We start from the raw sequence: 17,114 nt of genomic DNA, 5'->3' as shown, positions 1-17,114 counted from the left end.
GCGGTGCAGAGGGAGGAGGGCTCTGCGATATTGTTAATGTGTTAACAGTTATAATTAAGATGTTAACTATCGTCAAGCATGACAGAATGACCGGCACTGGTTGCCTTCCCGGATTCGGTGCAGGATGAGCCTCGGGCGTTGCCTGAATCAGAATAAAAACGAGTACTGCGTGATGACCGATCGTCAGCCGATCCCGAACATCAACATTGGCCAGGTCTACGACCAGCGCTACAGCGACGCCGAAGTGCATTACGACCGGCTTGCCAACCTGGCGGGTTTTTTCGGCCGGAACATGCCGGTGCATCGCCACGACCGGTTCTTTCAGGTGCACTACGTCAAGAGTGGCAGCGTGCGGGTGTATCTGGACGACCAGCAGTACGTCGAATCCGGGCCGATGTTCTTCCTCACGCCGCCGACCATCCCCCATTCCTTCGTGACCGAGGCCGACAGTGACGGGCACGTGTTGACGGTGCGTCAGCAGCTGGTCTGGCAGTTGATCGACGCCGACCCCGGGCTCGCTCCGGCCGGTGTGCAATTGCCGGCGGCCTGTGTGGCGCTGGCGCAGTTGGGGCCGGAGCAGGCCGGCGAGGTACGGCGGTTGGAGTATCTGTTCGAGGAATTGAGCGAGGAGGTGGCCACCGGTCGGCCGGGGCGCAGCGTGGCGCTGGACGGTTTGACGCGGCTGATCATGATCAGCCTGCTGCGGCTATGTTCCAACTCCCTGGAAGCGCGACCGGCGCGGCATGAGGACCTGAAGATCTTCCACCGCTTCAACGAACTGATCGAAGCGCAATACCTGCAACACTGGCCGTTGTCGCGTTATGCCGAGGGCATCGGGGTGACCGAGGCGCGCCTCAACGACGTGTGCCGACGCATTGCCGACCTGCCTTCCAAGCGACTGATCATGGAGCGGTTGATGCAAGAGGCCAAGCGCCTGCTGCTGTTCACCGGCAGCTCGGCCAATGAAATCTGCTACCAGCTCGGGTTCAAGGACCCGGCGTATTTCAGCCGGTTTTTCCAGCGCTACGCCCAGCTCACGCCAGGGGAGTATCGCCAGCGGCAGTCGGGGTTGCGCTGAAGTTCTCCCCGGCCACACAGGCTCTTCTGAGGAGAGTCAGCTTACTGGGGAGAATCAGCTTACTGTGGTGAGGGAGTTTGCTGTGGCGAGGGAGCTTGCTCCCGCTCGATTGCGCAGCAATCGCATAGAAGCGGGGCCGCTTCGCGCCCCAGCGGGAGCAAGCTCCCTCGCCACAACAGCTCCTTCGCCACAGTCGCTCCCTTGCCACAGTCTTGCAGCCACCAGCCCACGCCACTAAGCTGCCCACTCGTCCATCCAAGCAGTCCAAACATGGCCAACCCCAGACCTTCATTGACGCTGACCCTGTTGCAGGCCCGCGAAGCGGCCATGGCATTTTTCCGCCCGGCGTTGAACCAGCACGACCTCACCGAGCAGCAATGGCGGGTGATCCGCATCCTGCATCAGCAAGGTGAACTGGAAAGCCACCAGCTCGCCCAGCAGGCCTGCATCCTCAAACCGAGCATGACCGGCGTGCTCAGCCGCCTGGAGCGCGACGGCCTGGTGCGCCGGCAGAAGTCCAGCCAGGACCAGCGTCGGGTATTCGTCGGCCTGACCGAACGCGGCCAGCAATGCTTCGTGTCCATGAGCGAGGGGATGGAAGGCAACTATCGGCGGATCGAAGAGCAATTCGGCGAGGAAAAGATGCAGCAACTGCTGGCGTTGCTCAATGAGCTGAAGAACATCAAGCCTTGACGCCACCAGGTGCCGTTATCGGCCCCGAGCGACGTCCCGCATTCCTGGCAGCAGCGAACAGCTGCCCCTCGACACTGTGAACCTTCCGCCAATGCAGCGCTCACTTGTTAGGCTCTGTACGAAAAGCCTTGATACTCGTTCATGCTGCGTTGAAAACAGCCTCGGAATGCTCATGTACTCCAGTACACTGCGCTTCCTCGGCTGTTTTCGCCTTGCCTGACCTTCGTCTCAAGACTTTTCGTACAGAGCCTGGGCGAGTGATCGCGCTGTCTCCTTGCCGATAAGGATTTCGCATGCTTCAAACCTCGTCATCGCTGCCCCTCCATGCCCCGGTCGAACGGGAACTCAGCGTGCGCGCGGTCGTTACCGGCATCGTAATCGGTATCCTGTTGACGCCTTCCAATGTCTATGCCGGGTTGAAGATCGGCTGGTCGTTCAACATGTCGATCATTGCCTTGCTGATCGGCTATGGCATCTGGCAAGGCCTGGCCAAGCGTTTAGCCGCGCGACTGCCCTGGACGTTGCATGAAAGCAACATCAACCAGACGGTGGCCTCCGCGGCGGCCTCGATCATTTCCGGCGGGTTGGTCGCGCCGATTCCGGCCTACACCTTGTTGACCGGTCAACAACTGGATGCCATTCCCATGGTCGCCTGGGTCTTTTCGGTGAGCTTCCTGGGCATCTGGATCGCCTGGTATCTGCGACCGTCGCTGCTCAACGACAAGGCGCTGAAGTTTCCCGAAGGCATGGCAACCCTGGAAACCCTGTTGCACATCTACAACCAAGGCCATGAAGCGGCGACGCGCTTGAGGGTATTGCTTGGCGCTGCGCTGTTGTCCGGCGTGGTCAAGTGGGTGGACACCTTCCTGTGGGCTTTTCCGCGCTGGTCGCCAACCGCGCAACTGGAGCGCCTGACATTCACCGCAGATCCTTCGCTGCTGCTGGTGGGGTTTGGCGGAATCATCGGTATTCGCGTTGGCTTGACCCTGCTGCTCGGCGCCTTGCTGGCGTGGGGCGGGCTGGCGCCGTGGTTGCTGGACCAGGGCCTGGTGCAATTGCCGCAAGGCAGCACGGGTCCGCAGTTCGCGGCGCTGGTGGAGTGGTTGCTGTGGCCAGGCGTGAGCCTGATGGTCTGTTCGACGTTGGCTTCCCTGGGGATTCGCTTGTGGGCTCTGCACAAGACCACCCGGGCAGGCGGTGGGGCGATCTGGGTGGTTCCCAAGGCCGGACCTGCCGCTGGCTTCTTGGTGTCCATCGTACTGGTGGTGAGCTTGCAGGCGTTGTTGTTCGGCATCAACCCGTGGATGGCGCTGTTGACCATACCCTTGGCGATCTGCCTGGCGGCGGTGGCCGCCCGGGTGGTCGGCGCCACGGGCATTCCGCCCATCGGCGCTATCGGACAGTTGTCCCAGTTGAGCTTCGGCATCGTTGCGCCGGGGCAGGTGCCGATCAACCTGATGAGTGCCAACACCGCCGGTGGCTCGGCGGGGCAGTGCACGGACTTGATGAACGATTTCAAGGTCGGCCGGGCCATTGGTGCGACGCCGCGCAAGCAGTTGGTCGCCCAGACCCTGGGTATTTTCGTCGGCAGCATCGTCGGCGTATTGGCCTATCTGGCCCTGATCCCGGACCCTCAAGCCATGCTGCTCTCCGAAGAATGGCCGGCCCCGGCGGTGGCCACCTGGAAAGCCGTGGCGCAAACCCTGACCCAAGGGCTGGAGTCATTATCGCCGAGCATCCGCTGGGCGATCTTCATCGGTGGCTTGGCCGGCGTGCTGTTGGGCGTGCTCGACAGCCTGCTGCCCGAGCGTCGGGCCCGGTACCTGCCGAGCACCGCGGCCTTGGGCCTGGCGTTCGTGCTGCCGGCCTCGGTGTCGCTGATGATGGCCCTCGGCGCGGTACTCACCTGGGCGGTGAGCTGTCGCTGGCCGAGCCTCACGGAGCGCTTCGCAATCACCGCGGCGGCGGGGTTGATTGCCGGGGAGAGCATGACCGGGGTAGGCGCGTCGTTGTGGCAGATGCTCGGGAACGGGTGAGTCATCGAGCAGGGCATACGCGGACAGTCAGCGTACCCGCTCGCGACTTTCCACCGCCAGGTCCAATGCCTTCTGCATGTCCAACCGCGCCGAGCGCCCCACGTCCTTGTCATTGAGCTGGTAGCGGCGCTCCGACGGCAGGATGGGCGCAGTGAGGTCTTCCGCATCCATCCGTTCGAAGTCGTGGTTGTCGCCGATGGTCAGGGCGCTGCGGCGCAGTAGCGTGCGCAATTGCTCGGGCTGAAGTTGCGGGTTAATGGACAGCATTGCCGCCAGCAGGCCTGCGACCATGGGCGTGGCGTAGGACGTGCCGCAATGCACCGCACCGTCCTGGCCGGCACTGGGCGTCGAGGCGTGAGTGCAAGCGGCGGCGGTGATGTCGACGCGCATGTCGATGTTCGAGGAGCTGCGCTTGACCGCATAGGCCGGATCGTCGACGGCGACCCCGGTGCGCTCGCTGCGCTGATGACCACCGACCACCAGCAATTGCTCAGTGATGAAGGAGGAGGGCAGGCGGTACTCGTCGCTACCCGAAAAGGACGAGCCGTTGCCGGCGGAGTTCACCACGATCACGTCGGGGTGCGCCTTGCGCAGCCAGAGGAAGAACTCCTCCAACAGCTCCTCGTAGCCGCTCATGGCGATGCCCGAGCGCAGCAGGGAATCCACATCGTCTCCCTTGATGTCCTTGGCACCCACCCGGTGGATGCCCCAGCTCCAGTTGAGTACGCGTACGCCATCCTCCACGAGGTTGACCGAGGCGGCGATATTGGCGGTAATCCCGGCATCGGAATTACGTTCGACGATCACCTCGAAGCCGCCGCTGGCCTTATCCAGGCCGCGCAGAAAACCGGTGTTGCCACCGTCGTTCCAGCGTGCGGCGAGGATGCCCGCGACGGTGGTGCCATGGCCGTCCGGGGCGTCGGCATCGCGGGCATAGACACAGGTGCGCGGTACCGAGCAGGCACCGAGGTAGTCGGCAAAATCCGCCGTGTCGAAATCCACGTCGCGTTCGATCAGGCCGATACGCACGGGTTGCGGTTGGATGGGCGCTTGCCGCCCGGGAATGCGCCGCTGGTAGTAATGCACCGCGTCGAGAAAGCGGTTCGCGGCCCATTCGTCGGAGTCCTGCGCCGGCTTTTTCGGCTCTTCGGGCCGAGCCGGGGGCTGTTCGGTTTCTTCCGCCGCGGACTCCTCGATCACCACCGCATCCACGCTGGTTTCACTGCCCAGACGCAGCACCAGTGCGTCACGCTGCACCAGGTCCGTGGCCGGCAGGCGAAGCTGATAAAGGTTCAACGGGGCAATGCTGCCGACCACGGTCGCCCCGTACTTGCGGGCAATGCGCTCGGCTTCCTGGCGACCGGCGCGATCTTCCTCGATCAGCAGGCTGACCAGATTGACGTAGGTGGTCAGCCCGTCCATGTTCTTTGCCACCTCGTCCGGGCCGGCGGCCATTACGTGGCTGTTGCGCAAGGTCAGCCAGGCGGCGTTGCTGCTGCGTGGGCCATCCTCCAGCCAGAGAGGGCCGCTTTGATAATGGGTGCTGTCCAGCTGCAAGCGCAGGTGCTGCCCCTCGCGCTGGATGGCGTCCGGAGGAATCGCTCGGCTGCCCAGTTTCAATTGCGGCATTCCGTCGCCCAGCCCTCGCACCGTCAGGCACCAGTCCTGGCGCTGGTTTTCCAGGAGGTTGCCGCAGCGCTTCAGGTTTTCCAGGCGCAGCGGTTCCTGTGCATCGGCTGCCGTGCCGGTAGCCAGGGTGAACAATGCAGCGAGGGCGGCGGATCGTAGGGGCATGGAAGGGTTCTTTGCCAAGGGCCTGATTGCTCCGACTGTCGTAGCCGTCGTTACGTTCCCAGGAACGCCGGCTGCTGCGCCCGGAGCCATGCGGGCCGAAACTCCTCGGTTCGTTCAGTTGTCCATTGATCACCCCACAGCCTGCGCACCAGGTTTCGCGGGAACAACGGATGAACAGCGGCTACATCTCAAGGAGTTGAAATATGTTGATCGCGTGCCTTGGGTGGGGTTCTTTGGTCTGGAAGCCGGACGCGTTGCGCCTCGCCAGTGAGTGGTTCATGGACGGTCCGCAACTTCCAATCGAGTTCTCCAGGGTCGGTGATGGGGGAGAGCTCGCCACGGTCGTCTGCGCAAACGCGCCGCCCTGCAAGGTTCTCTGGGCAGTCATGGCGGTCGAGACACTGGACGATGCTTGTGAGTCCCTGCGCAAGCGCGAGCAGATCCCGGCAGACAGACGAGATGGCATCGGAATATTCAGCGCCCGGGATTCGTCGATCGGGGTGATTGCCCAATGGGCATCCGTTCGGCAACTGGATGCGGTCATATGGACCGCTCTTCCGCCAAGGTTCCAGGAAGTGGAAGGTCGCATCCCCTCGGCCGACAATGCTGTCTCTTACCTTGACAGCCTGACTGGGGACGCCCGCGACCACGCTCGCGATTACATCCGCAGGGTGCCCGAACAGATCGACACACCGTACCGTCGCGAATTCATCAAGAGGCTGGGTTGGAGATGATGGACGCCGATAGCAAAGCCAAAGTCGCGCAGATATTCGATCAACTCCTGGCTCTGCGCGAAAGTGTGAATGAGCTCCAGGAAAAGGAGCTGCGCAGGGTGATAGCGCTTCGTGGCCAGCAAACCGTAGACGTCGACGAAGCGGTCCATCAGTCTTTTGCTGACCTTCAGAATCACATTGCCGGAATGGAAGAAGTGTTGGCGACGATTGCCGAGGCCACCGGTATTATCCCAAAGCTCTGAGGTCCCCGGAACACCCTGTGGGAGCGAGCCCGCTCGCGATGGCGGCGGCTCCGCTTGCATCTATCTCGAATATGCCGCCATATCGCAAACACTCACGCACATTGCCGTTACTTGAAAGGAGATACCCAAATGGAATTGCGCTGTACATCCATCGAAGAAGTCCGCCAGCAGATCGACCAGATCGACCGCCAGGTCGTTGCGCTCCTGGCCCGGCGCGGCGACTTCGTCACGCAGGCGGCCGCCTTCAAGAAGACCACCGACGATGTGCGCGCGCCGGCGCGGGTCGAGCAGGTCATCAGCAAAGTGCGCGGGCTTGCGAACGAAGCCGGTGCCTCGCCTGATGTCGTGGAGCGGGTCTACCGGGCCATGATCGCTGCGTTCATTGACGAAGAATTGAAAACCCACTCGGTCCTGACCGCCCAGTCCTGACGCCTTCCGCCTTCATCAATACCTGGTTCTGCGAGGCTGGAATCCCGGCTTCGCGACACCAAGGCACGCGTGCCTCACCCTTGCGGCACGCAACTATCGTTAGAAGTAATAGTGACCATCACTAAACGCAAGTTCTGCTTCGTCGCCAGTCGTTGGACAATCGCACCCATCGAACAGGTGGCTCCAGACATGACGCAGCAGCGTTCCGTCGACATACGAGCCTGATTCTTTTTATTTTTGGAATGAAACTGATGCGCTTTTTCTTCGTGCCGGTCATGGCGTTTGTCTCTTTGCTGCTCGCAGGTTGTGCCTCTGCGCCAAACGATCCGACGCTGACCCTGCAGACCCAAAAGACCCCGGCCGAGTACGCCGAGTGCGTTATACCGAAATTGCAGGACAGTCAGTTGAACCCGATGGTCTCACAGACCCAGCGCAGCTACCGGATCGTCGTGCCGAGCAAAGTCTCCGCGGACAACGTGCTGGAGGCCTACAAGGCCGGGAACGGCGGCAAGGTGTTCATCTATGAGCGGCACCTGCTGGCCTCGAACCTGCTGCCGTCGAGTTTCGAACGCGCCGCAGAAGACTGCATCTGATTCAACGGATAGACGCTTTTCACAGAGCTCCTTTGGTTGGCCGCAACCAACCAACTCCTTGCCCCGCCGACCCATTTGGTTTGCGGGGCTTTTTTATGTCCGCGATCAGTGCGGAACTGTCAGATCTGTTCCAACAACCAGCCACGAAACGCCCGCAACGACGGCAGCATTTCGTTGCGCGGCGGGTAGGTGAGGTAGTAACTGCGCCGGCTGGCGAACGGCAGGTCGAGGCCGATCAGCTCGCCATTGGCCAACTCGTCGGCCACCAGGATGCGGGGCACCAGGCCGATGCCGATGTCTGCGCGCACCGCCTGGATCAAGTGCGAGGTGAGTTCGAAGCTGGGGCCCAGGCGCATCCTGGCGTGGGGCAGGGTGTAGTGACTGAACCAGTCACCCCAGACGTTGGGGTTGTTCGCCACGTTGAGCAGCATCTGCTCGCTGATCCGTTCCGGCGTCCACGTCTCATGGGTCTTGGCCGCCTGGGCCGAGATGATCACGATCAGTTCCTCGGCGTGCAAACGGTGGCTGATCAGGCCCGGCAGGTCAGCCGTACCGACGACGATGGCGGCGTCGATGCCGCTGGTGTCGAAGTCGATCGCGTCGATCCGGGAACTGATGTGCACAAGGATGCCGGGATGGGTTTTGTAGAACTCATGCAGGCGCGGCAGCAGCCACTTCGAGCCGAAGGTCGGCAACGTCGCCAGGCGCAGGGTGCCGCTGCCGGACTGATAAGCCATGGCCTGCAGCGTCGCGCTACGGATGCGTCCGAGGGCCTCGCTCATCTCCCGTTGGTAGAGACGACCGACATCGGTCAGCCGGACCTGTCGGCCTTCGCGACGAAACAGCGTCAGCCCCAATTGCTCTTCCAATGCCTGGACTTGTCGACTGACGGCGCTTTGCGTCAGCGAGAGTTCGACCGCGGCCCGGGTGTAGCTTTCATGCCGGGCGGCGGCTTCGAATGCCAGCAGCAGTGACATGGACGGTGTGAGGTGACGGTAATTCATTCAGAAAAGTCATCGATAGCGGCAGGATTATCCAGTTGTCTGCGCTCGGAACCTGAAGGAACATTGACGCAGGTCGTTCCGAGCCTGACCTATTCATGCACCGGCGACAAGTATTTCCGTGATTAGCCCAGCAAGAGGCCGTTAATGATTGCCCAACTGCCCGTGGTTGCCCCTGCGGCCCACTACCCGGAATTCATCGAGGCCCTGCGCGCCAGCGGCTTTCGTGGTCATCTGAGCGCTGACTACGGCACCCGTACCGTATTGGCGACCGACAACTCGATCTACCAGCGCCTGCCGCAAGCAGCGGTGTTTCCCCAGGACGCCGACGACGTTGCGCGCATCGCCACGCTGATGGCCGAACCGCGCTTTCGCCAGATCAAGCTGACGCCACGGGGCGGCGGTACCGGGACCAATGGTCAGTCGCTGACCGACGGCATCGTGGTCGATCTGTCGCGGCACATGAACACCATCCTCGAAATCAACGTGGCCGAGCGTTGGGTCCGGGTGCAGGCCGGCGTGGTCAAGGACCAGCTCAACGCCGCGCTCAAGCCTCACGGACTGTTCTTCGCGCCGGAGCTGTCGACCTCCAACCGTGCCACCGTGGGCGGCATGATCAACACCGATGCCAGCGGCCAGGGCAGTTGCACCTACGGCAAGACCCGCGACCATGTGCTGGAGTTGCACAGCGTGCTGCTCGGCGGCGAGCGCCTGCACACCCAGCCATTGTCCGACGCCGAGCTGGAAACCGCCTGTGCTGAACCGAGCCGCATCGGCGAGGTATACCGCACCGCGCGGCAGATCCAGGAAACCCAGGCCGAACTGATCGAGTCGGTGTTTCCCAAGCTCAACCGTTGCCTGACCGGTTACGACCTGGCACACCTGCGTGATGACCAGGGTCGCTTCAACCTCAACAGCGTTCTGTGCGGCGCCGAGGGTTCGCTGGGGTTCGTGGTCGAGGCCAAGCTCAACGTGCTACCGATTCCCAAGTACTCGGTGCTGGTGAACGTGCGCTACGGCAGCTTCATGGACGCCCTGCGCGACGCGAATGCATTGCTCGCCCACAAGCCGCTGTCCATCGAAACGGTGGATTCCAGGGTCTTGCTGCTGGCGATGAAGGACATCGTCTGGCACAGCGTCGCCGAGTATTTCCCGGCCGACGCCGAGCGCCCGACCCTGGGCATCAACCTGGTGGAATTCAGCGGTGACGATGTTGCGCAGGTGAACGCCGATGTAGCCGCCTTCGTGACGCATCTGCAGCGCGACACCACCATCGAGCGCCTGGGCCATACGCTGGCGGAAGGCGCCGAGGCGGTGAACCGCGTCTATGCCATGCGCAAGCGTTCGGTCGGGCTGTTGGGCAACGTCGAAGGCGAGGTCCGGCCGCAGCCGTTCGTGGAAGACACCGCCGTGCCGCCGGAGCGGCTGGCCGACTACATCGCCGAGTTCCGCGCATTGCTGGACGGTCACGGCTTGAGCTACGGCATGTTCGGTCACGTCGACGCCGGCGTGTTGCACGTGCGTCCGGCACTGGACATGAAAGATCCGGCCCAGGCCGCGCTGGTCAAGCCGATTTCCGATGCCGTGGCCGAACTCACCCAGCGGTATGGTGGCCTGCTCTGGGGCGAGCACGGCAAGGGGCTGCGCTCGGAATACGTGCCGGCGTTCTTTGGCGATTTGTACCCGGCATTGCAATCGCTCAAGGGCGCGTTCGATCCGCACAACCAGCTCAACCCCGGCAAGATCTGCACGCCGCCGGATGCCGCCGAAGGCCTGCTCAAGGTCAATGAGGTGACACTGCGTGGTGACCTGGATCGGCAGATCGACGAGCGCGTCTGGCAGAGCTACGGCACCGCCGTGCATTGCAATGGCAATGGCGCCTGCTACAACTTCGACCCCGACGACGCCATGTGTCCCTCGTGGAAAGCCACCCGCGAACGCCAGCATTCTCCCAAGGGGCGGGCGTCGCTGATGCGCGAGTGGTTGCGCCTGCAAGGCGCGGCCAATGTCGATGTGCTGGAGGCGGCGCGGGGCGGTGCGTCATGGTTGAAAGGCTTGCCGGCGCGGCTGCGTAACAATCGTGCGCGCTCCCAGGGCCAGGAGGATTTCTCCCACGAAGTCTATGACGCCATGGCCGGTTGCCTGGCCTGCAAATCCTGCGCGGGGCAATGCCCGGTCAAGGTCAACGTGCCGGAATTCCGCTCGCGTTTCCTGCAGCTCTACCACGGCCGTTATCAACGGCCACTGCGTGACTACCTGATCGGCTCGCTGGAATTCACCATCCCCTACATGGCTTACGCGCCGGGCCTCTACAACGCGGTCATGGGTTCGAAATGGCTGAGCCGGCTGTTGGCGAACCAGGTGGGCATGGTCGACAGCCCGTTGATCAGCCGCTACAACTTCCAGGCCACCTTGAGCCGCTGCAAGGTCGCGGTCGCCAGCGTACCGGCCCTGCGTGAACTCACGCCGGCGCAACGGGAGCGCAGCGTGGTACTGGTGCAGGACGCTTTCACCCGCTACTTCGAAACGCCGTTGCTGGCCTCTTTTATCGAACTGGCGCATCAACTGGGTTATCGGGTGTTCCTGGCGCCGTACAGCGCCAATGGCAAGCCGTTGCATGTGCAGGGCTTCCTCGGTGCTTTCAACAAAGCGGCGATCCGCAATGCCACCCAACTCAAGGCACTCGCCGACTGCTCGGTGCCCCTGGTGGGCCTGGATCCGGCCATGACCCTGGTCTACCGCCAGGAATATCAGAAGGTACCGGGTCTGGAGGCTTGCCCGAAAGTCCTGCTGCCTCAGGAGTGGCTGGTCGATGCGGTTCCGCAGGCAGCGAATCCCGTCGCCCGGACGTACCGTCTGCTGGCGCACTGCACCGAAAAGACCAACGTGCCCGCCAGTACCTCGCAATGGCAAAGCGTATTCGCCAGGTTGGGGCTGAAACTGGTGACCGAGGCGACCGGCTGCTGCGGCATGTCCGGTACTTACGGCCATGAACTGCGCAACCAGGACACCTCGCGAACTATTTTCGAACAGTCCTGGGCCGGCAAGCTGGACAAGGAAGGGGAGGCGCTGGCGACGGGGTACTCGTGCCGCAGTCAGGTGAAGCGGCTGGCGGACAAGCAGCTGCGGCATCCGTTGGAGGTGGTGTTGGAGCAGGTGTTGGCTGGGCGGCGGGGTTAAGTAGCAGCAGGAGACTGGCTGACGCCCAAATAACCCTGCCCGCCCGCAATCCCCTGTGGGAGTTGCCCACAGAAATCATACCCGCCAGATCCCCTGTGGGAGCGAGCCCTGCTCGCGATAGCGGTGGGTCAGCTTGCAGCGATGTTGACTATGCCGCCGTCATCGCGAGCAGGCTCGCTCCCACATGGGTTGTCCGAATAGCCCACAGACCCCATGCCCACCCCAAATCCCCTGTGGGAGCGAGCCTGCTCGCGATAGCAGTGGGTCAGTTTGCATTGATGTTGGATGTGCCGCCGCCATCGCGAGCAGGCTCGCTCCCACAGGTTCTGCGGCTGAGCTGACATCAGCTTCCTGCCTCCAATGTATCTCTGTGTATCCAGCCCCCTTGTCGATACGGACTGTTTCTTTACGAGCCGTTGCTGACACATCCGCGATACCTCCCCGGCCTTAAATGACCTGCATCGAGACAGCACACGAAACCGCGCGCGTCATACCTAGGTATCGACCGACACCATGGTGCAATCCTCCATGGGGTATCGCGATGGTTTGATCGAGCTGCTTGAGCCGATTAGTCAAAAAGGAGAACCACCATGCAAGCAGCTTCTTCCGCTTTTACCTGGCAACGTTGTTTGGCGTCATCCGCTCTCGTCAGCGTGTTCGGTCTTGCCCTGTTTGCCGGCAGCGGCGTCACCCTGGCTGCGGACAGCCCCTCCGCCAGCGCTGCACCGGCCGGGTCGGAGGCGATTCGCCCGTACCATATTCACGTCGATGAAGCGCAGTTGAGCGAACTGCGCAAACGCATCGCGGCCACCCGCTGGCCCGACAAGGAAACCGTCAACGACGTCTCCCAGGGCGTGCAACTGGCCCAGGTACAAGCGCTGGTGAAGTATTGGGGCGACGGTTATGACTGGCGCAAGGCCGAGGCCAAGCTCAATGCCTTGCCGGAGTTCATCACCACCATCGATGGCGTCGACATTCAGTTCATCCACGTGCGTTCGCGCCACCCCAACGCCATGCCGCTGATCCTCACCCATGGTTGGCCGGGATCGCAGTTCGAGTTCCTCAAGACCATCGGCCCGCTGACCGATCCGACCGCTTACGGCGGCCGTGCGGAAGATGCCTTCGATGTGATCATTCCCTCGATTCCCGGCCATGGTTTTTCCGGCAAGCCCACCGAATTGGGTTGGGGTCCCGACCGGGTGGCGAAGGCCTGGGACGTGCTGATGAAGCGCCTGGGCTACAGCCATTACGTGTCCCAGGGCGGCGATCACGGCTCGGTGATTTCCGATGCGCTGGGCCGCCTGGCGCCGCCCGGATTGCTGGGCATCCACCTGAACATGCCGGCCACCGTGCCGCCGGAACTGGTAAAGCCGATCAACAGCGGCGATCCGGCGCCCGCCGGGCTGACCGATCCGGAACGCCGGGCCTACACCTCCCTGAGTACGTTCTTCGGTCGCAACGCGGCCTACGGCGCGATGATGGTGACCCGGCCGCAGACCATCGGCTACCTGCTGGCCGACTCACCCACCGGGACGGCGGCATGGATGTACGAGAAGTTCGCGGCCTGGACCGACAGTGACGGCAAGCCTGAACGCGTGCTCAGCCGCGATGAAATGCTCGATGACATCAGCCTCTATTGGCTGACCGACACCGGCGCGTCGTCCTCCCGCTTCTACTGGGAGAACAACAACAATAACTTCAGCGCGGCGGCGCAGAAGACCACGGACATCAAGGTGCCGGTGGCGATCACCGTGTTCCCGCACGAAATCTATCAGGCGCCGAAGACCTGGGCACAGCGCGCCTACCCGTCGCTGTCCTACTTCAACGTAGTCAGCAAGGGCGGTCACTTCGCGGCCTGGGAACAGCCGCAACTGTTCAGCGAAGAACTGCGTGAAGCATTCCGGCCACTGCGTGCGGCGGCGAAATAATCCGGCACCGCGGCGCGTCCGGCAGACACCTTCGATTTCACAACTCGCGGCCGCCAAGCGGCGGTTCGCAAGGGAGACTCACCATGACCACGACCCTGTTGAACCACACCTCCAAACCGCGGCACCGGCGTCTGCTCGCGCCGGCTCTCCTGGCGGTCGCCATGATGCAATTGGGCGCCCTGGCCGTGACCTCGTCACAGGCCAGCGCGGCCGAGGTGCCGGCCGGTACCATCGGCGCCATCACGCCAGGAACCAACACTTCGTTCGGCCCGTTGAAGCACGTCAAGGCGGGTCTGCTGGATGTTTCCTACGCCGAGGTCGGTCCCGCCGATGGGCCGGTGGTCATCCTGCTGCACGGCTGGCCGTACGACATCCACAGCTACACCGATGTGGCGCCGGCACTGGCCCAGAAGGGCTATCGCGTATTGATTCCCTATGCGCGGGGTTATGGCGATACACGTTTCCTGTCGGCCAAGACCGTGCGTAACGGCCAGCCTGCCGCGCTTGCCAGCGACCTGATCGACTTCATGGACGCCTTGCACATCAAGCAGGCCGTGCTCGGTGGTTATGACTGGGGCGCGCGCACCGCCGACATCGTCGCGGCCCTGTGGCCGGAGCGGGTAAAGGCATTGGTGGCGGTGAGTGGCTACCTGATCGGCAGCCAGGAAGCCGGCAAGGCGCCGTTGCCGCCGGCCGCCGAGTTGCAGTGGTGGTACCAGTTCTACTTTGCAACCGAGCGTGGTCGCCTGGGGTATGAAAAGAACACCCACGACTTCGCCAAGCTGATCTGGAAACTGGCCTCGCCGAAGTGGAACTTCGACGACGCGACCTATGACCGCAGCGCCGCCGCGTTGCAGAACCCTGACCACGTGCCGGTATCGATCTTCAACTACCGCTGGCGCCTGGGCCTGATCAAGGGTGAGGCCAAGTACGACGCGCTGGAGAAGAAACTCGCAGCGTTCCCGTCCATCGGGGTGCCGACCATCACCCTTGAAGGCGATGCCAACGGTGCGCCGCACCCACCGGCCGAGGCCTATGCCAAGCGCTTTACCGGCAAGTACGAGTACCGGTTGATCAGCGGCGGTGTCGGTCACAACTTGCCTCAGGAGGCCCCGCAAGCCTTCGCCCAGGCCGTGATCGACGCCGATCATCTCTGACTCGGTACGAGGAACGCAACGATGAAACTCAAGCATCTGGCGGCGTCCGCCGCGGTTGCATCGATGGCGTTGATCGGCGCCGGCGTTGCCTTGGGCGATGCCGGCAGCGGCGAGGCTTCACCGATTTACGGGGTGAAGCTGCCCGAGGGTTACCGCACATGGCGACTGATCGCGCCGGCGCAGGAAGCCGAGCCGCTGAACGAGCTTCGCGCGGTGCTGGGCAATGACCGGGCCATCAAGGCTTACCAGGACTCGACGCTGCCGTTCCCCGACGGCGCGGTCCTGGTGAAGCTGGCCTGGAAGCACGTGCAGTCACCGGAGTTCGAGCCGGCGTCGATTCCTGGAGCGGCCACCACCGTCCAGGTGATGGTCAAGGACTCGAAAAAATATGCGTCAACCGGTGGTTGGGGCTTCGGTCGTTTTATCAACGGCAAGCCCGCCGACGAGGCTCAGCATCAGACCTGTTTCGCCTGTCACCAGGCGCGGGTGCAGAACCATGATTTTGTCTTTACGCGTCTCGCTCCATAAACCCGCTATCCAAGGAGTTTTCCATGAAAAAAGTCATTGTCGCCCTGGCCTGCACGGCCGGCCTGTTCATCGGTGCCAGCGCCTCGGCGCAGACTGTAAAACCCACCGTCGTTCTCGTGCACGGTGCGTTTGCCGACGCGTCGAGCTGGAATGGCGTGGTGAAGATCCTCGAGAAGGATGGCTACACGGTGGTGTCCGCCGCCAACCCCCTGCGCAGTGTGAAGAGCGATGGCGCCGCGGTTTCGGCGCTGCTGGGCAGTATCCAGTCGCCGGTGGTGCTGGTCGGTCACTCCTACGGCGGCAACGTCATCAGTGAAGCAGCCAATGACCACGCCAACGTGAAGGCACTGGTCTACGTCAGCGCCTTCGCCCCCGAGGCGGGGGAAACCGTCGCCGGGCTGGCCGGGAAGTTCCCCGGCAGCACCCTGGGCCCAACCTTGGCGGCACCTGTCGTATTGGCCGATGGCGGCAAGGATCTGTACATCCAGCAGGGCAAATTCCATGACCAGTTCGCCGCCGACGTCCCCGCCGCGCAGGCGGCCTTGATGGCGGCGAACCAGCGTCCGGTGACCGAGGCTGCACTGAACGAGCAAGCGGGCGCGCCGGCCTGGAAACACATTCCGTCCTGGTACATCTATGGCGACAAGGACAAGAACATTCCACCGCAAGCCATGGCATTCATGGCCAAGCGCGCCGATGCGAGGGATGTGAAGGTGGTCAAGGGGGCTTCCCATGTGGTGATGGTGTCCCACCCGGAACCGGTGGCCCGGTTGATCGAGGAAGCGGCTGCGGCGAAGTGATTCCTGCGTCTTGAGAGGGTTCCGCTCACGCATCGACTCCCGATGCGTGGATGGGCTTTCGATTACTCCATTGAAAGGTTGGAAAAAATGACCATCACATCGCAACGCTTCACCGGCAAGATCGCCCTGGTGACCGGCGGTTCTCGCGGCATCGGTGCCGCGGTGGTTCGTCGCCTGGCCAGGGAAGGCGCCACGGTGGCCTTCACCTACGCGGCATCCGAAGCGAAAGCCCAGGCGCTTGTCAGCAGCATCCGACAGGAGGGTGGCCGGGTCCTGGCGATCAAGGCGGACAGCAAGGTCCCGGAGGACATCGAGCATGCGGTGAGCGCCACCGTGGCGCAGTTTGGCGCGTTGAATATCCTGGTGAACAACGCCGGGATCCTGGGGCTCGGGTCGGTGGACGACTTCAGTGTCCAGGCATTTGACGACATGTATGCGGTAAACGTGCGCGCCATCTACGTCGCCGCCCAGGCAGTTTCCAAGGTGATGAATCGCGGAGACCGGATTATCACCGTTGGCAGTGTAACGGGGGAGCGCACCGGCTTCCCCGGCTCCAGCGCCTACTCGATGACCAAGGCCGCACTCACCGGCCTGGTCCGCGGCCTCGCCCTGGACTTCGCCCCGCGGGGCATTACCGTCAACAACATCCAGCCGGGGCCGACCGCTACCGATATGAATCCGGCTGATGCACCTTACCTGGAGCACGTCATCGGCCTGGTCCCGCTGGGACGCCTGGGTACAGCGGATGAAATCGCCGGCATGGCTGCCTATCTGGCGAGCGACGATGCCTCGTTCGTCACCGGTGCGAGTCTCACCGTCGATGGCGGTTACCTGGCCTGATTGCGGCGTTTGGCGCAGATCCAGGGTGGGAGCGGAGCGGTGGGTCAGCTTGCATGGATGTTGACTGTGCCGCCGCCATCG

Annotated in this window: 15 protein-coding genes; 13 read left to right on the top strand and 2 right to left on the bottom strand. The window is 62.9% G+C overall.

Annotated features, from left to right (window positions below; all coding sequences use genetic code 11):
* The first annotated feature begins 172 nt into the window (after positions 1-172).
* The 3 genes from hpaA (at position 173) to N005_RS23505 (ending at position 3,807) form a co-directional block, all read left to right on the top strand.
* Positions 173-1,078 (top strand): 4-hydroxyphenylacetate catabolism regulatory protein HpaA, encoded by a 906-nt coding sequence (gene hpaA, locus N005_RS23515; protein ID WP_047704125.1) that lies wholly within the window; start codon positions 173-175, stop codon positions 1,076-1,078.
* Positions 1,079-1,348: 270 nt separating this feature from the next.
* A complete protein-coding gene (hpaR, locus tag N005_RS23510; RefSeq protein ID WP_041020135.1) occupies positions 1,349-1,771 on the top strand; it encodes a homoprotocatechuate degradation operon regulator HpaR in 423 nt (140 codons plus the stop codon).
* Positions 1,772-2,064: 293 nt separating this feature from the next.
* Positions 2,065-3,807 carry an OPT family oligopeptide transporter gene (locus N005_RS23505; protein WP_047703377.1) on the top strand — a complete coding sequence of 581 codons (1,743 nt, stop codon included), beginning with the start codon at positions 2,065-2,067 and terminating at the stop codon, positions 3,805-3,807.
* Between the two features lie 27 nt (positions 3,808-3,834).
* On the opposite strand, the gene N005_RS23500 is transcribed toward N005_RS23505, so the two are convergent.
* Positions 3,835-5,601 carry a S8/S53 family peptidase gene (locus tag N005_RS23500; RefSeq protein ID WP_047703376.1) on the bottom strand — a complete coding sequence of 589 codons (1,767 nt, stop codon included), beginning with the start codon at positions 5,599-5,601 and terminating at the stop codon, positions 3,835-3,837.
* A 203-nt stretch (positions 5,602-5,804) separates the two neighbouring features.
* Here N005_RS23500 and N005_RS23495 point away from each other — a divergent pair, with 203 nt between their 5' ends.
* The 4 genes from N005_RS23495 (at position 5,805) to N005_RS23480 (ending at position 7,599) form a co-directional block, all read left to right on the top strand.
* Complete coding sequence (locus N005_RS23495) at positions 5,805-6,335, top strand: hypothetical protein (RefSeq protein ID WP_047703375.1); 531 nt, start codon at positions 5,805-5,807, stop codon at positions 6,333-6,335.
* Positions 6,332-6,577: a hypothetical protein gene (locus N005_RS23490; RefSeq protein WP_313926772.1), complete on the top strand. Its 246-nt coding sequence runs from the start codon at positions 6,332-6,334 to the stop codon at positions 6,575-6,577. Before N005_RS23495 ends, N005_RS23490 begins: the two co-directional genes overlap by 4 nt.
* A 129-nt stretch (positions 6,578-6,706) precedes the next feature.
* Positions 6,707-7,006, top strand: coding sequence for a chorismate mutase (locus N005_RS23485; protein WP_047703374.1), 300 nt, complete (start codon positions 6,707-6,709; stop codon positions 7,004-7,006).
* A 251-nt stretch (positions 7,007-7,257) separates the two neighbouring features.
* The gene (locus tag N005_RS23480; RefSeq protein WP_047703373.1) at positions 7,258-7,599 is read left to right on the top strand and encodes a hypothetical protein; all 342 of its coding nucleotides are present in this window, start codon (positions 7,258-7,260) and stop codon (positions 7,597-7,599) included.
* 119 nt (positions 7,600-7,718) lie between these two features.
* On the opposite strand, the gene N005_RS23475 is transcribed toward N005_RS23480, so the two are convergent.
* A complete protein-coding gene (locus N005_RS23475) occupies positions 7,719-8,603 on the bottom strand; it encodes a LysR substrate-binding domain-containing protein (RefSeq protein ID WP_047703372.1) in 885 nt (294 codons plus the stop codon).
* Positions 8,604-8,747: 144 nt separating this feature from the next.
* Between N005_RS23475 and ydiJ the strand changes: the two genes are divergently transcribed.
* From ydiJ to N005_RS23445, 6 genes are all read left to right on the top strand, one after another.
* The gene (ydiJ, locus tag N005_RS23470) at positions 8,748-11,780 is read left to right on the top strand and encodes a D-2-hydroxyglutarate dehydrogenase YdiJ (protein ID WP_047703371.1); all 3,033 of its coding nucleotides are present in this window, start codon (positions 8,748-8,750) and stop codon (positions 11,778-11,780) included.
* A gap of 590 nt (positions 11,781-12,370) precedes the next feature.
* Positions 12,371-13,708, top strand: a complete 1,338-nt coding sequence (locus tag N005_RS23465; protein WP_047703370.1) for an epoxide hydrolase family protein — start codon at positions 12,371-12,373, stop codon at positions 13,706-13,708.
* An 83-nt stretch (positions 13,709-13,791) separates the two neighbouring features.
* A complete protein-coding gene (locus N005_RS23460; RefSeq protein ID WP_047703369.1) occupies positions 13,792-14,865 on the top strand; it encodes an alpha/beta fold hydrolase in 1,074 nt (357 codons plus the stop codon).
* Positions 14,866-14,886: 21 nt separating this feature from the next.
* Positions 14,887-15,393 carry a cytochrome P460 family protein gene (locus tag N005_RS23455; protein WP_047703368.1) on the top strand — a complete coding sequence of 169 codons (507 nt, stop codon included), beginning with the start codon at positions 14,887-14,889 and terminating at the stop codon, positions 15,391-15,393.
* A 23-nt stretch (positions 15,394-15,416) separates the two neighbouring features.
* A complete protein-coding gene (locus N005_RS23450) occupies positions 15,417-16,193 on the top strand; it encodes an alpha/beta fold hydrolase (RefSeq protein ID WP_047703367.1) in 777 nt (258 codons plus the stop codon).
* A 93-nt stretch (positions 16,194-16,286) separates the two neighbouring features.
* On the top strand, positions 16,287-17,033 hold the full coding sequence (locus N005_RS23445; protein ID WP_197678643.1) for a 3-oxoacyl-ACP reductase family protein: 747 nt from the start codon (positions 16,287-16,289) through the stop codon (positions 17,031-17,033).
* The last annotated feature ends 81 nt before the right edge of the window (positions 17,034-17,114 follow it).

The organism is Pseudomonas mediterranea CFBP 5447 (assembly GCF_000774145.1).
Taxonomy (GTDB): domain Bacteria; phylum Pseudomonadota; class Gammaproteobacteria; order Pseudomonadales; family Pseudomonadaceae; genus Aquipseudomonas; species Aquipseudomonas mediterranea.
This window is presented reverse-complemented; position numbering and strand designations above follow the sequence as displayed.